14 protein-coding genes are annotated in these 14,666 nt (G+C 67.0%); 3 read left to right on the forward strand and 11 right to left on the reverse strand.

All coding sequences use genetic code 11. From position 1 onward, the window contains the following. Positions 1–7: 7 nt before the first annotated feature. Genes KQ910_RS18550 through KQ910_RS18565 form a run of 4 tightly spaced genes read right to left on the reverse strand, consistent with a single transcriptional unit; the run spans position 8 to position 3,211 of the window. Positions 8–382 carry a DUF4189 domain-containing protein gene (locus KQ910_RS18550; RefSeq protein ID WP_216964097.1) on the reverse strand — a complete coding sequence of 125 codons (375 nt, stop codon included), beginning with the start codon at positions 380–382 and terminating at the stop codon, positions 8–10. After that, a complete protein-coding gene (locus KQ910_RS18555) occupies positions 379–1,119 on the reverse strand; it encodes an alpha/beta fold hydrolase (RefSeq protein WP_216964098.1) in 741 nt (246 codons plus the stop codon). Before KQ910_RS18555 ends, KQ910_RS18550 begins: the two co-directional genes overlap by 4 nt. Before the next feature lie 17 nt (positions 1,120–1,136). Continuing rightward, positions 1,137–2,132 carry a Bug family tripartite tricarboxylate transporter substrate binding protein gene (locus tag KQ910_RS18560; protein ID WP_216964099.1) on the reverse strand — a complete coding sequence of 332 codons (996 nt, stop codon included), beginning with the start codon at positions 2,130–2,132 and terminating at the stop codon, positions 1,137–1,139. 26 nt (positions 2,133–2,158) lie between these two features. Next, entirely contained in the window at positions 2,159–3,211 is a 1,053-nt protein-coding gene (locus KQ910_RS18565; RefSeq protein ID WP_216964101.1) for a phosphotransferase, read from the reverse strand. 138 nt (positions 3,212–3,349) lie between these two features. Here KQ910_RS18565 and KQ910_RS18570 point away from each other — a divergent pair, with 138 nt between their 5' ends. Beyond that, the gene (locus KQ910_RS18570) at positions 3,350–4,519 is read left to right on the forward strand and encodes an AI-2E family transporter (protein WP_369408429.1); all 1,170 of its coding nucleotides are present in this window, start codon (positions 3,350–3,352) and stop codon (positions 4,517–4,519) included. Here the strand turns inward: KQ910_RS18570 and KQ910_RS18575 are convergent. The 7 genes from KQ910_RS18575 to KQ910_RS18610 all read right to left on the reverse strand — a co-directional run bounded on the left by KQ910_RS18575 (position 4,486) and on the right by KQ910_RS18610 (position 12,314). Continuing rightward, on the reverse strand, positions 4,486–4,749 hold the full coding sequence (locus KQ910_RS18575; protein WP_216964105.1) for a hypothetical protein: 264 nt from the start codon (positions 4,747–4,749) through the stop codon (positions 4,486–4,488). The two genes, KQ910_RS18570 and KQ910_RS18575, sit on opposite strands and share 34 nt — an antisense overlap. Before the next feature lie 49 nt (positions 4,750–4,798). Continuing rightward, positions 4,799–5,128 carry a hypothetical protein gene (locus tag KQ910_RS18580; RefSeq protein WP_216964108.1) on the reverse strand — a complete coding sequence of 110 codons (330 nt, stop codon included), beginning with the start codon at positions 5,126–5,128 and terminating at the stop codon, positions 4,799–4,801. Between the two features lie 69 nt (positions 5,129–5,197). Then, positions 5,198–5,902, reverse strand: a complete 705-nt coding sequence (locus KQ910_RS27015) for a glutaredoxin domain-containing protein (protein ID WP_255560303.1) — start codon at positions 5,900–5,902, stop codon at positions 5,198–5,200. Between the two features lie 67 nt (positions 5,903–5,969). Further along, entirely contained in the window at positions 5,970–6,812 is an 843-nt protein-coding gene (locus tag KQ910_RS18595; protein WP_216964112.1) for a tripartite tricarboxylate transporter substrate-binding protein, read from the reverse strand. A 178-nt stretch (positions 6,813–6,990) separates the two neighbouring features. Further along, entirely contained in the window at positions 6,991–7,374 is a 384-nt protein-coding gene (locus KQ910_RS18600; protein ID WP_216964114.1) for a VOC family protein, read from the reverse strand. A 31-nt stretch (positions 7,375–7,405) separates the two neighbouring features. After that, positions 7,406–8,728: an LLM class flavin-dependent oxidoreductase gene (locus tag KQ910_RS18605; RefSeq protein WP_216964116.1), complete on the reverse strand. Its 1,323-nt coding sequence runs from the start codon at positions 8,726–8,728 to the stop codon at positions 7,406–7,408. Positions 8,729–8,732: 4 nt separating this feature from the next. Next, the gene (locus KQ910_RS18610; RefSeq protein ID WP_216964118.1) at positions 8,733–12,314 is read right to left on the reverse strand and encodes an ABC transporter ATP-binding protein; all 3,582 of its coding nucleotides are present in this window, start codon (positions 12,312–12,314) and stop codon (positions 8,733–8,735) included. Between the two features lie 71 nt (positions 12,315–12,385). Here KQ910_RS18610 and KQ910_RS18615 point away from each other — a divergent pair, with 71 nt between their 5' ends. Then, positions 12,386–13,303 carry a LysR family transcriptional regulator gene (locus KQ910_RS18615; RefSeq protein WP_216964119.1) on the forward strand — a complete coding sequence of 306 codons (918 nt, stop codon included), beginning with the start codon at positions 12,386–12,388 and terminating at the stop codon, positions 13,301–13,303. 92 nt (positions 13,304–13,395) lie between these two features. After that, positions 13,396–14,649 carry a serine hydrolase domain-containing protein gene (locus tag KQ910_RS18620; RefSeq protein ID WP_216964121.1) on the forward strand — a complete coding sequence of 418 codons (1,254 nt, stop codon included), beginning with the start codon at positions 13,396–13,398 and terminating at the stop codon, positions 14,647–14,649. The last annotated feature ends 17 nt before the right edge of the window (positions 14,650–14,666 follow it).

Below are 14,666 nucleotides of genomic sequence, written 5' to 3' on the forward strand. Positions count from 1 at the left end.
GGTCGGATTACTCGAAACAGCGAGCGGCGCGGATCGTGCAGGAGTTGCTGGGGACGCGCGCGTTGCACTCGTTCCAGGCCGATTGCTCGGCGTGTTGCTTCGTCGGAGCCGCGCCGTAGCCCGAGGCCTGGCCGTTGTCGCTGTGCGCGTAGGCGATGCAGCGTTGCGGCGCGGACATCCGGATGGCGCATTCCAGCGGCCCGCACTGGGCCAGGGCGGACGTTTCGGCGGCCTCGCGTGTCGCCATACCTGCCGAAACACCGAACAGACGCTCGTTGTCGGTCGCGACGGCGCCCCACACTTCCTGGGCCCGGACGGTCGGGGCGAGTGCGGAGGCCGCGGTCAGCAGGATCGCAATGAGGATCGTGAGCCTGGTCGTCATGCCGTGTGCTTCTCGAGAAATGCGCGGACGCGATTGATCGATTCCGGCAGGAAATGCGGAGCGCGCCAATCCTTCTGGACCTCGATGTCGGGGGCGAGCGCGGCGATCTCGTCGCTCGTATGGGCGGGATGAGGTTTGTCCGTGCCAGGCTGCAGCAGGAGGGGGGTCCTGCAGTTCTTCACGAAGTCGCGCGTGACGGAGAAGACGAAGTCTGGCTCGAACATGTTCTGTCCGAAGCTCTTGATCGTGGCCTCGGAGATCGAGGGATCGCGCGCCCGCACCGTCTCGCCGTAGCCCTTCACGGCCTCGTCCCAGGTGTCGCGATTCTCCCAGAGGCCGATCGGATTCTGCAGGACCGCGGCGGCGACGCGGTCGGGCGCCTGCTCGATCGCCTCGAAGCAGTAGCTGCCGCCGATGCAGCCGCCCATCACGGCGAACCGCCCGAAGCCCAGATGGTCGATGAGGGCCAGGTGATCGGCGGCGAAGGTGTGCCAGCCATGGTCGGGCTTAACGTCGGCCACCGACTTGCCGGCATTGCGCTGGTCCATGGAGATGACGGTGAACCGATCGCTGAGCGCCACGCGCGGGTCCATCCAGGCGCGCGGCGTGCCGTCGGCGGCCGGCCCCCAGAACTCGATCGACGAACGCAAGCCACCCGGCGCATAGAGCAACAGGGGAAAGCCCTGGCCATGGACCTCGTAGTGGATCTCGGCATCGGGCCGTTTCAGGATCGGCATGCACTCGTCTCCGTGGATCAGCCCTGCGGCTTATAGCCGATCGAGTCGATGATCGTCTTCCAGCGGGCGAGATCGGTCGTCATGCGTTCGGTGACTTGAGCGGGCGTGGAGGTTTCGACGTCGAGACCCAGTTCGACCAGCTTCTTCTGGATCTCGGGAATCGCCAGCACAGCCTTCAGTTCCTTGCCCCAGGCGTCGATCAGCGGCGCGGGTGTCTTGGGTGGGGCGAAGAAGACGTACCAGCCCAGGATCGAGAGCTGCGGGTAGCCAAGCTGGGTGATGGTCGGGATTTCAGGCGCAGAGGTGGTCGGCTTCACGCCCGAGGTGAAGATCACCTTCACCTTGCCGGCGCGATGGTGCTCCAGGAAGTCGGTGATGCCGCCGCAGCCGGCCGCGATGTGACCGCCTTGCAGGTCGGCGACCAGCGGCGCGGCGCCGCGATAGGGAATGGGCTCGAGCGGGATTCCCACCGCCTTGCCGGCCATGACGCCGAAGAAATGGGTGAAGGAGCCCAGCGCCGTCGTGCCGAAGGAGGCCCGCGTCGGGTTCTTCTTCAGCCACTCGACATATTCCTTGAGATTGTTGACGCCGATGGTCGGCGAGACGCAGAAGGCGGTCTGCACCGTGCCGGCGAGCGTGATCGGTGCGATGTCGGTCATGGGATCGAAGGGCACGGCCGGCATCGTCAGCTTCTGGACGATGGTGGCGGAGGGCACGTAGGCGATGGTCGTGCCATCGGTGCCGGCACTCTTCAGGTCGCCGATGGCGATGGTGCCCGAGGCGCCGGCCTTGTTGTCGATGATGACGTTGCGGCCGGTGCGCTGCTTCAGCGGCTCGGCGAGCATGCGCGCCATCACGTCGGTGCCGCCGCCGGCCGGGAAGCCGACCAGGATTTTCAGCGGCTTGTCGGGCAGGCCGGTCTGCTGGGCGCGGACGCTGGGTGCGAGCGGCGTGGCAAGGGCCGCGCCGGTCATCAGGATCGATGTGCGGCGGCCGATCTTCTTCGTTGTCATTCTCGTTTCCTCCTGGACGTTTCTTCTTAAGACACCAGACTCCATGCGAGTTCGGCCCGTTCTCGTGCGGACTTGCTCATCTTGATCGATTCGGGGTTGGACGAGTTGCCCTGCAGGCCGCGGCGGTAGACGCCCTGCGCGATGGCGGCGAGTCGGAACAGCGAGAAGGCAAGGTAGTAGTTCCAGTCGGGGATCGAATCGCGCCCGGTGCGCCGGCAGTAGGCGGCGATGTAATCCTTTTCGGTTGGCAGGCCGAGGTTGGCGAAGTCGACCGTGGCGAAGCCGTGCGGTGGCTCCTTCAGGTGATAGCCGAGACAATTGTAGGCGACGTCGCACAGGGGATGGCCGAGCGTCGACAGTTCCCAGTCGAGCACGGCCACGACCCGCGGCTCGGTCGGATGGACGATCAGGTTGCCGAGGCGATAGTCACCGTGGACGATGGTGGTGGGATCGCCGTCGTCGGGAATGTTCTCCGGTAGCCAGGTGGAGAGCCTGTCCATGGCCGGAATGTCCTCGGTCTTGAGCTCGGCATATTGGCGGCTCCAGCGCGAGATCTGGCGCGCGATGTACTGGCCGCTGCGGCCATAGTCCCCGAGCCCGACCTTCACCGGATCGACCTTGTGCAGACGGGCCAGCACGTCGTTCATCGAATCGAAGATCGCCTCGCGCTCGGCCGGCGTCTGGTCCGGCATCGCCGGGTTCACGAGGATGCGGCCGGGCACGGCCTCCATGACGTAGAACATCTGGCCGATGACGGAATCGTCGTCGCAGAGGAGCCGCGCCGGCGCGACCGGCACGTCGGTCGAGGCGAGGGCGGAGATCACGCGGAACTCGCGGTCGACCTGGTGTGCCGAGGCGACCAGCTTGCCCGGCGGCTTCTTGCGCAACACGAAGTCGCGACGGCCCCCGTCCATGTCGGCGGCGACGAAAAAGGTCGGGTTGGAATGGCCAGAATCGAACTGCCTTACTTCCAGTCCGCCACGATAGCCCTTCAGCCTCTCGCGAAAGTAGCGGTCGAGGGAGTCCACGTCGAAACGGTGGCGCTCCATCACGGGGACGGTGTCGGCGTAAGTGGGCATGCGGCGTTCAGCGTAGGGCCCGCTCGCCCCGGCGCGCAAACGGTCCATCCCGCAGGGAGGAACGGATTGGAACCTCCCTGGCATGCCGCCGTTATCGCCGGTCAGCGAGGTTCCGTGGCCGAAGATCCAGTCTTGCGCGTGCCGACCGTCCACGTTCAAGGCGGCTCGGCCATCCGCCGTCCTTTGATGGTCCTCGCGATCTGCGCCGTCGGTGTCATCGCCTATCTGGCGCGGGACTTCCTCATCCCGACCGCCGCGGCCATCGTGCTCGCGCTCATCATGACGCCCGTCGCCAAAAAGCTGGAACGCCTCCGCCTGCCGCCCACTGCTGCAGCCGGCGCTTCCGTAACCTTGCTGGCGGTCGTCGTGGCCGGCCTGCTGGTGGTCGCGACGCCGGCGCTCACGAGCTGGGCGGAGCAGGCGCCTTATCTGACCTACACGCTGGAACGGAAGCTCGAAGGCCTGCGCAAGTCTCTGGCCTTCGTGAAGCAGGTCACGGATCGCGTGGAACAGGCGACGCAGGCCCAGCCGTCGCAGGCGGCGACCGAGAAGGCCCCGCCGGAGCGGGTCGTCGTGCGAGACAAGAGCCTGCTTTCCGAACTCATGAGCACGACTCCGGCGCTGCTTCTGCAGATCGGCTACGCGGCCGTCCTCGCATTCATGCTTCTGGCGCACAGAAACGATCACAAGCGCCAGATCCTGCGGGTGCCCCTCGACTTCCATGTCCGCGTCCGGCTGGCCCGCGTGATGCGCGACATCAACGATCGGGTCGGCAGCTACCTGTTCGCCCTGGTGGTGATCTATTCGCTGGTGGCACTGGCCTCGACGATCGTGCTCGCTCTACTCGGCTTTCCCAATCCGCTGCTGTGGGGCGTACTCATGGGGCTGGCCTCGTTCGTGCCGTTCGTGGGGCCGCCCGTCGCCATCGGTCTGGTCGCCCTGGTCGCGTTGATCACCTACGAAGACCTGATGCACATGCTGGCGGCGCCGCTGATCCTGGCCGCCATTCACTTCATCGAATCGCAGCTCATCACGCCTGTGTTCGTCAGCCGCCGATGCGCCCTGAACACCGTGGCGGTCTTTGCGGGCGTCGCATTTCTCGGCTGGATGTGGGGGGCTGTGGGCGCGATCGTTGCGGTGCCGCTGCTCATCTTGGTGAGCACGGTCGCGGCGCACCTGCCCTCGCTGCGCTGGCTCTCGGTGTTGTTGTCGGAAGATCGCCCGGTAAGCGAGCGGTTGGCTGTGAAGCCGCCCGTCGCCTCGGTGCCGCCCATTCAGTTGCGGCGCCGACGGGCGGCGACGAAGTAACCCAGGCCCAGCAAGCCCCAGAATGCGCCGACGATGGCCGAGGCACTGGCGGGATCGAGCTGGCGCTCGATGAGCGCGTAGGCGGAGAAGGAAAGGCAGATCGCGCTGATACCGATCGCGAGTGCCGCCCCGACCGTCAGGAGGGCGCGGTTCAGCGCCTCCTGGGCCGCGGAGCGCAGCGAACGGGCCGCGGCAGCGCTTGCCGCGACCCGGAGCAGGGGGCCGATCATGGACGGTTTGGCTTCCTGAGGAGGCCGTACGGTTCTGGTCTTCGGCCGGCTACTGCCGACGACAAAGCCAGCCTGCGAGAAAGCCGATTCCGACGACCGCGGCCAGGGTCGTGATCGGACGGGCTTCGGCGTGCTCGACGATCTTGTCGGCCGCCTTGTTCTTGAGATCGATCGTATCCTTGGCGATGGCCTTGGCGGTGTCGCCATACTTGGCGATCAGTTCGCGGGCCGACTTCAGTGTCTCCTCCACGGCTTCCTCGCCGCGGGCGACCACCGACTGGCCTGCGCCGCCCATCGATTCCGTCAGCTCCTCGAGCTGGGCCTTGAGAAACGTAATCTCCTTGGCGAGATCCTTGCCGTTGGCGTGGCTGGCGCGCATGTCTGTCCTCCGGACTGGCTGGTTGGTCGTCTGGCAAACCAAACGCCGTTGGCCTCCGAAAGTTGCGAATCAGCCGTCCCAGACGTTCGCAGGCATCGGCAACCGGGCAAAATCGGCCTCGCCGAGGGGACGGTCGTGAGCCACGCCTTCGCGCTCCAGCAGCATCATCCACTGGCGGACATGCTGCCCGGAATGCCAGGTGGTCCGCTCCAGCAGTTCGTGGAGGCTCTGGTCGCCGTAATAGGTCGGGAGCAGGCGGGCCGCCTCCGTGTCGCCGTGGGCCCACCAGTCGCGGAAACGCGTCTGAACGCCGGCGCCATAGGCTGCCACGTCGGCCATGCCGGCATCGGCTGCGGGCTCCTCGCGGAACGCCGCCTGGACGAGCGTCGTACCCTGCTGGGCATCGAGGAAGGCCGCGACCACCCGGAAGAGATGGAAGGCGAGGGCCCGGTAGCTGCGCGGGCGGCCGGGCACGTGGACGTGGAGTTTCTCCTCCGGCATCAGCGGCAGCAGTCCAATGGCCGCCGTCATGAATTTGTCGAGGCGTGCATAGAGCTCTGGCGGTGACAGTTCGGGGCCGGATTTTTCCTGCAGGCCGAGGAAGGCGACGATCTCCCGCGTGCTCTGTCCGAAGATGAAATCCTTGCCACGCGACAGGACCGGTACGGAGCGCACACCGAGAGACTCCAGCTCGGCGAAGCCGGCGGGGTCGGCAAGGACATTGACGGAAACGAAGTCGATCCCACGGACCGATAGAAACTCTTTGAGTCTCAGGCAGCTGGTTCAACCGGGCTGCCAGAACACCTTCAGCGGTTCTGTCATGTCGCTCTCCTGAACACGCTCATTTGGTGGTTCGTATGCCGAGGCTGTCAAGCAGGATGCGCCAACGCTCGAAATCCGCGATGAGACGCTTTCTGCATTCGTCCGCCTTGGTCACACCGACGACGACACCGTACTGTGTGAGCTGTTCCCTCGTTTCCGGCACGTCGACGGCATTGTGCAACGCGCGGTTCCAGGCCTCGACGAGCTGCGGCGGCAAGCCGCCCGGCGCGAAGAAGGCATACCAGTCGATCAGCTGAAGCCACGGGAAGCCCAGTTCGACCACCGTCGGCACGTCCGGCAGCACGGGATTGCGCGCCAACCCCGACGTGGTCAGGACCCTGAGTGTGCTGCCGCGATGGTGGTGGACGAACGAAGCGAGCCCGCCGCAACCCGCCGGGATACGACCCTGGCCGAGATCCGAAGACATCGGTCCGGTGCCGCGGAAGGGCACGGGGTCCAGCATGAGGCCGTATTGCTGCGCGAGCAGTTGTGCGAAGTATTGAGAGAAGGTTTCGGGCGCCGCCGTTCCGAAGCGGCGACGTTCGGGCGGACCGTTTTTCACCCATTGCGCATACTCGGCCATCGTCCGCACGCCGATCGACCGCGATACGACGAATGCCGTCTCGAAAGTCCCGACGATGCCGAGAGGTGCGAGATCGCGCAGCGGGTCGAACGGGAAGGTTGCAGGCGATATCAGGCGGCCGATCAGTGTGGTGCTCGGCAGCAGTCCGATCGTGGCTCCGTCGGGCGCAGCCTTCTTCAACGCATCGCCCATCGTGGCGCCGGCGGCGCCGGGACGGTTCTCGATGCTGACGGGTCGTGTCAGGCGCTGCTGGATCGCGGGGGCGATGGCGCGGGCCACGACGTCGGAGCCGCCGCCTGCCGCAAATCCGACCCAGATTCGGATGGCGCGCTCCGGCAGTCCGGATTGTGCGACGGCCGTGTGTGGCACAAGAGCCGCGCCGGCCGATGCCAACAGGGCGCGGCGGGAGAACGGAAGCATTCTTTTGTTCTATGCAGGCGGATGAACTTCGGGTCGGCTAGGGCTTGCGATGGCAGACCACACAGATCTTGTTGCCGTCCAGGTCGCGCAGATACCCACCGTAATAGTTCGGGTGATAGTGCGCGCGGAGGCCAGGAGCACCTTCGTCCGTGCCACCAGCCGTGAGCGCCGCCTTGTGAGCCGCGTCGACGGCGCCGCGATCGGGCGCCTCAAGGCCGATTGTGATGCCATTCCCGACGGACGCGGCGTTCTTGTCGAGCGGGCTGAGCACCCAGAGCTGCGGCCGGCCACCGGCCGGGCCGTAGCCGACTGCATTCGGATAGTCCATGTGACGCACCAGACCGAGCGGTTGCAGCAGCGCATCGTAGAAGGCCTTGGCTCGACCTACGTCATTGCTGCCGATCGTCACGTGGCTGAACATCGGTCTTCTTCCCCTCGAAAGCCGGTTTCCGTCAGGATGACTGAGCCGCAGGGCGGGGCAAGCCGAAATGATCGCGCAGCGTGGTGCCATCATAAGCGGTGCGGAAAAGCCCGCGCTTCTGCAGGATCGGCACGACCTCCGCCACGAACACATCGAGCATCGAGGGCAGCAGCGGTGGCATCAGGTTGAAGCCGTCGGCGGCGCCGTCGTCGAACCAGTCCTCGATCAGGTCGGCGATCTGTTCCGGCGTACCGGCGGTGGTGTAGTGGCCGCGGGCGCCCGCGAGATAGGCGAGGAGTTGGCGGAGGGTGAATTTCTCGCGACGGACCAGCCCGACGATCACTTCGGTGCGGCTGCGCGCGGCCTGGACCGTGCCCGGATCGGGGAAATCGTCGGCAGTGAGTGGCCGGTCGAGCGGCAGGTGCGAGAAGTCGTGGCCGCCGAACCGGCCGCTCAGGCGCTTGCGCCCGACCTCGGGGTCGGTGAGTTCGTTGAGATCCTGCGCGAGACGCTTCGCTTCGGCTTCGGTCGAGGCGATCACCGGGCTCAGGCCAGGCAGGATCAGCACGTGCTCGGAAGGCCGCCCCTCGGCTGCCGCCAGCTTCTTCAGGTCGGCATAGAATTCCTGCGCCGTGCTCTTTTCCATCTGCGCGGTGAACACCGCCTCGGCATGGCGGGCGGCAAAGCGGCGACCGGTCTCCGACGAGCCCGCCTGCACGAACACCGGCCGTCCCTGCGGTCCGCGCGGCATGTTGAGCGGGCCGGCGACGCGATAGAACTTGCCCTCGTGGTTGACCGGCTTGATCCGATCGGCCCGCGCATACTGGCCGCTCGCGCGATCGTCGAGCACGGCGTCGTCGGCCCAGCTGTCCCACAACGCCTTCGCGACCTGCACGAACTCCTCACCGCGTTCGTAGCGTTCGTCGTGGCTCACCAGGCAGGTGCCGCCGAAGTTGCGCGCGGCCGGCGCGAGCCAGGAGGTCACGATGTTCCAGCCGACCCGGCCCCCGCTGATATGGTCGAGCGAGGCGAACTGGCGGGCAAGGTTGAAGGGCTCGGAGTAGGTGGTCGAGGCCGTGGCGATAAGGCCGATGCGCTGCGTCGAGCCCGCGAGCGCACCAAGCGTGGTGATCGGCTCCAGCCACGTGCTGGCGGCGTGCGCCACGGTGTCGGCCAGCGCGAGCTGGTCTGCGAGGAAGATCGAATCGAAGAGACCGGCTTCGGCCCGCCGGGCGACGTCGCGGTAATACTCGATGTCGCTGAGTGCCAGCGGCGACGAGTCGGGATGCCGCCACGACGCTTCGTGATGGCCGCGGCTCTGGATGAACAGATTGAGGTGGAGCTGTCGCTTCATCCCCTCACTGTGCGGCCGGTGCGTAGACGGATGCAAGCTGGCGCGAGACCAACCGGGCATAAAGGCCGCCACGCGAGACGAGCGACGCGTGTGTGCCGCTTTCCGCTACGCGGCCCTCGTCGAGCACCACGATCAGGTCGGCGTCACGCACCGTCGAGAGACGATGGGCGATCACGATGGTCGTGCGGTCGGCCTTCAGCACGTCGAGAGCGCGGCGCACCGCCTGCTCGTTCACCGCGTCGAGATGCGAGGTCGCCTCGTCGAGGATCAGGATGGGCGCGTCCTTCAGGAAGGCGCGTGCGATCGCGACGCGCTGGCGCTGACCGCCGCTCAGGCTGGTGCCACGCTCCCCGACGGCTGAGTCGAGGCCCTGTGGCAAGGTCGCGACCAGCTCGGCCAGCGACGCATGTTCGATGGCGGCCAGCAGCTCGGCCTCCGTGGCTTCGGGACGGGCGATCAGGATGTTGGCGCGCAGCGTGTCGTTGAACAGGTAGGTGTCCTGGGCGACGAGAGCCACGAGGCCGCGCAGCTCGTCGAGCTTGTAGTCGCGCAAGTCCGCGCCGTTCAGCGTGATGCGGCCGGTATCGGGGTCCCAGAAACGCATCAGGAGCTGCGCCGTCGTGGTCTTGCCTGCGCCCGACGTGCCGACCAGTGCGATCGTCTTGCCGGCGGGGATATCGAAACTCACATCGGACAAGGCACGCCGTGTCTGGCCGGGATAGGTGAAGTTCACCTGTTCCAGCGCCAGTGCGGCGGCGCCGCGCGCCACCGGCACGCCCGGACCGTCGCGCACCGGGATCGGTTCGTTGGCCAGCGCATAGACGCGGCGCGTGGCACCCAGCGTATCGGCGAGCTGACGCCCGATCTGCGCGATCTCCGAGACCGGCAGGAAGGCCGACATGGCGAGGATGGTCATGAGCGGCAGCAGGCCGGGGTCGAGCGTGCCGCGGGAAGCGAGGATCGCGCCGACCACGACGATGGCGAGGCCGCCAAGCCCGGTCAGCACTTCGAGGATGGCGTGCTGCATCGTGAGTTCGCTGAAGAAGGGCAGGCGCAGCGCGATGTGGCGCTGCGACAGCTCGTCGAGCCGTTCGCCGCGCGCGCGCTCCTGCTGGTTCGCGACGATCTCGCCCAGACCCTGCACCGAGTCGACGGCGAAGGCGCCGAGTTCGCCGGCGGCCTCGCGCGCCTGGCTGCCCAGCCGATCGACGCGCTTGCGCATCAGGAACGGACTGAGGCCGACGGCCAGCAGGAACGGCACCAGCGTGATCGCGAGCCAGCCGCTGGTCGTGGCCAGCGCGATTACCACGGCGGCAGGGATCAGGATGGCGACGAAGGCCGGCGCCACGGTGTGGGCGAAGAAATACTCGACCAGCTCGATGTCGTGCGTGGCCAGCGCCATGAGATCGCCGGTGCGGCGGCGCGTCAGATAGGCGGGCGCCAGCGCGTCGAGCTTGCGGAAGGCGTCGATGCGCATCTCGGCCAGCAGGCGGAAGGCCATGTCGTGCGCCAGCCACGATTCGAACCAGTGCAGGATGCCCGAGATCGGCGCCAGGATGGCGAGCGCGATGGCCAGCCCGCCATAGGGCTGGTGGTTCTTGAGCGCCAGCACGATCAGCGCGGAGAGGACGCCAATGCCGATGAAGGAGACCACACGCGCCACGCCGAGGATGAAGGTGGCGGCGAGCTTGCCCTTCCACGGCATGATGACACCCATCAGCGTGGCGACCACCTGGTACCAGGTGAGGCCCTCGGCCTTGATGATGCCTTCGGTGATGGGTTTCACCGCGCCGCCCGAGGTGCTGGCGATCGTCTCGGCGCGCTGCGGCGCGGCGAGTGAGTCTATCGTTGTGCCGGCCTGCTGCTCGCGCGCCTGTTCGGCCATGAGCTGCGAATAGACGCCGCCCCGGCTCATCAGCGCGCCGTGTTTGCCTTCCTCGGCGACATGGCCGCGGTCGAGGACGAGGATGCGATCGCAATCGATGACGCTCGACAGGCGGTGGGCCAGGATCAGCGTCGTGCGGCCCTGCATCAGCCGGTCGAGCGCTTCCTGGATCACCGCCTCGTTCTCGGCGTCGACGGCAGACAGGGCTTCGTCGAGCACGAGGATCGGCGTGTCGCGCAGCAGCGCGCGGGCGATGGCCACACGCTGGCGCTGGCCGCCGGAGAGCTTGATGCCTTTCTCGCCGATGATCGTCGCGTAGCCCTGCGGCAGGCCCACGATGAAGTCGTGGATGTTGGCGGCGCGCGCGGCATCCTCGAGGTCTTCGCGCGAGGCGCCCGGCCGGCCGAGGCGGATGTTCTCCTCGACGGTGTCGTGGAACAGGAACGTGTCCTGGTTCACCACCGAGATAAGCGAGCGGATCTGCGCAAAGGAGAGCGTGCGCAGGTCATGGCCGCCCAGCAGGATGCGGCCCTTGTCGGGATCGTAGAAGCGCAGCAGCAGGCGCACGATCGACGACTTGCCGCCGCCCGAGGAGCCGACGAGGCCGAGCCGCTCGCCCGCTGCGGCCGTGAAGTCCAGCCCTTCGTGCACGGTGCGGCGTGTACCGGGATAGGAGAAGCGCACGTTCTCGAAGGTTATGGTCGGCGCCAGGAGCCCGTCGAGCCGCGCCGGCGCCGGATCGGCGACCGACGGCGTGTCGTCGAGGATGCGGTAGATGCCCTGTGCCGCCGAGAGGCCGACCATGCCCTGGTGCAGCACCGAGCGCAGCTCGCGCATCGGCCGGAAGATCTCGATGCCCAGCATAAGGATGATCAGCAGCGCCGTCAGCGTCATCGAGCCGGCCTCGACTCGCGACGCGCCATAGATCAGCGCCGCGGCCGCGCCACCCGCGATCGAGGTGTCGGTGATGCCGCGTGCCAGCGAGTTGGTGCCCAGCACCCACATGGTGCGGCGAAAGAGATCGCGCGCTTCCACTTCGAGCTTGTCGGCGCGTGTCTTGCCCTGGCCGAAGGCCTTCAGCGTCGCCAGCCCCTGGATCGAATCGAGGAACTCTGCGGCGAACGACTTGTAGGCGGTCATGCGCGCGATCGAGGCGCGGACGTCCCACTTGTGCCAGAGCGCGGGGGCGAACAGCGCCACCAGCGCGAAGCCCAGCATAACCAGCGCCACCGGCAGGTCGATGAAGGAGATCACGGCGAAGATCAGGATCGGCGTCAGCAGCGCGATCAGGAACTGCGGCAGGAACTGGCCGAAATAGGTTTCGAGCTGCTCGACGCCGTCGATCATCGACAGCGTCAGGCCGCCGGAACGCTGGCGGCCGACCGTCGCGGGTCCGAGCGACGCCACCTTGTCGTAGAGCGTGCGGCGCAGCACCTTCTGCACACGCGCCGCCGTCTCGTGCGCCATTACCGCGCGCCAGTGCTCGGCAACGCCGCGCAGCACCATGACCCCCGCGATCAGCAGGATCGGCCACACCAACTCCTGCAGCGGGCGCCCGACGAAGATCTGGCCGATCAGCCATCCCAGCAGGCCGAGCCGCGCGATGCCACAGGCGACGCCCAGCAGGCCGATGGCGACGGTGGCGGCGATGCGGGCGCGCACGCCCTTGGTGAAGACGAGCAGGCGGGGTTCGATGTGCATGAGGCGATGCTAGGGCGAACATCCGTATTCGTCAGTCCACATTTCGGAAAAGCCTCTGTACATTTATGAACATGGACGCCAACTGGGACGACCTGCGCATTTTCCTGGCCCTCGCACGCGCCGGCACGCTGACGACGGCCGCCAAGGCGCTGGGGGTCAGTCATCCGACCGTGTCGCGGCGGATTCAGGCGCTCGAAGCGCAGATCGGCGCGCGGCTGTTCGACCGCCTGCCCGACCGGTTCGTGCCGACCAGTGCAGGCGAGGAGCTTCTGGCCGACACCGAAGCGATGGAGAAGGCGGCGCAATCCATCCACCGCCGCAGCGCCGGTCTCAGCGACACGGTGAGCGGCACGGTGCGCCTGTCGGCGGAGGAGGCGACAGCCGCCCTGATCGCCCGCTATTCGGCCCAACTCCGGAGCAAGCTGCAGCAGATCGAGTTCGAAGTGATCTCGAGCCACACGCTGGCCAACCTGTCACGCCGCGAGGCCGATCTCCTGATCCGCGAGCAGGTGCCCGAACTGCACGGCATCGTCGCCCGCAAGCTCGGCCGTCTCGCCTACGCCATCTATGCCGCGCGCGATTTTCCGGTGAAGCGAACCACCCCGGCAGCGCTGGCGGCGCTGCCCTGGGTGGGTTTCGACGACGATCATCTACGCATGCAGGGGCAGAGCTGGCTGCTGGAGTTTCGGGGCGGACGCCGGCCGGAGATCCGCGGCAACAACTGGCTGGTCCTGCACGAGGCGGCGCGCACCGGCGCCGGGCTCGCGGTGCTGCCCTGCCATCTCGCGGATCCCGACCCGTTGCTGCGCCGGATCGGTGGCATCCTGCCCGACGTCTTCGCCGACCAGTGGCTGCTGGTCCACCGCGACCTGCGCGCGTTGCCGAGGGTGCGCGCAGTGATGGACGAGGTCATCGCACTCTTCCAGCGCGAGCGTGCTTTGCTCGAAGGTCGCTCACGCCCATCCGCGAAAGGCGAGGCAACGGCTTAGCGGGAATGCCAGCCCTTGTGCAGCATGTCGTTTAGGCTGACGATGCTGAAAACGACGCGCAGCTGGAGTGGCGCGCGCCCAGCGAGGAAACCATGAAGACGATCATTCTTGCCTTGGCTTTGAGTGCGTTTGCCGCCGAGGTCCATGCCGAAGGCTGGGTGCTGCCGATGGCGGCGAAACCCGAGGACGTCGGACTGTCGTCGATGCAGTTGAAGCGCATCGAGACGGCGACGCAGAAGCATATCGACGACGGCCTTGTGCCGGGCGCCGTCATGCTCGTGGCGCGGCGCGGCAAGGTCGCGTGGGTATCGACGCTGGGCAAGCGCGATCCGGCGGCGTCGCCCGATCCGATGAAGGCCGATTCGATCTTCCGCATCTATTCCATGACCAAGCCGATCGTGAGCCTGGCGGTCATGCAGATGGTGGAGGAGGGGCGCCTGCAGGTCAGCGATCCGGTGTCGAAGTTTCTGCCCGAGATGGGCAAGATGAAGGTGGCGCAGGAGAAGACCGCCGCCGACGGCACGCATTCGCTGCTGCTGTCCGATCCCGAGCGCCCAATGACGGTGCAGGACCTGCTGCGTCATACGTCCGGCCTGATTTATGGCGGCCGGGGCTCGTCGCTGGTGAACCAGGCCTATGTCGCGGCCAAGATCGGCGATCGCTCGATGAGCAACCAGGAATTCGTGACCAAGCTCTCGACCCTGCCGCTGCGTTTCTCGCCGGGCGCGCGCTGGGAGTACGGCGTCTCGACCGACGTGCTGGGGCGTCTCATCGAGGTGGTCGACGGCAAGACCCTGGGCGAATCGCTCTCGGAACGCATCTTCAAGCCGCTCGGCATGGTCGACACGCAGTTCCAGGTGCCGGCCGCCAAGGTCGCCCGTGCCGCCCAGCCGGGACCGCGTCCCGGCGGTCAGCCGATGACGCCGCGCTTCAAGGTCGATGACGGCGCGAAGTACGAATCCGGTGGCGGCGGCCTCACCTCCACGATGAGCGATTACCTGCGCTTTGCGTCGATGCTGGCGAACGGCGGGGAGCTGAACGGCAAGCGACTGCTCGGCAAGCAGACCCTGGCCTTCATGGCGGCCGACCATACCGGGACGACGCGGCCCGGCCGACCGCCGGGTCTGGGCTTCGGCCTGGGCTTCGAAGTCCGCACCATGACGGGCGAGGCGGCCTTGCCGGGCTCGATCGGGGAATATGGCTGGGCCGGCAATGCCGGAACGCTGTTCTGGGTCGACCCGAAGAACGAACTGACTGCAATTTACATGGTGCAGGTGAGCGATCCCGACCGGGTGGCGTTGCGGAATCAGTTCCGCAGTATGGTACAGGCCGCGATCATCGACTAGAAGGGCCTCCTCTAGGG

The sequence above is a fragment of the Reyranella humidisoli genome (assembly GCF_019039055.1).
GTDB lineage: Bacteria > Pseudomonadota > Alphaproteobacteria > Reyranellales > Reyranellaceae > Reyranella > Reyranella humidisoli.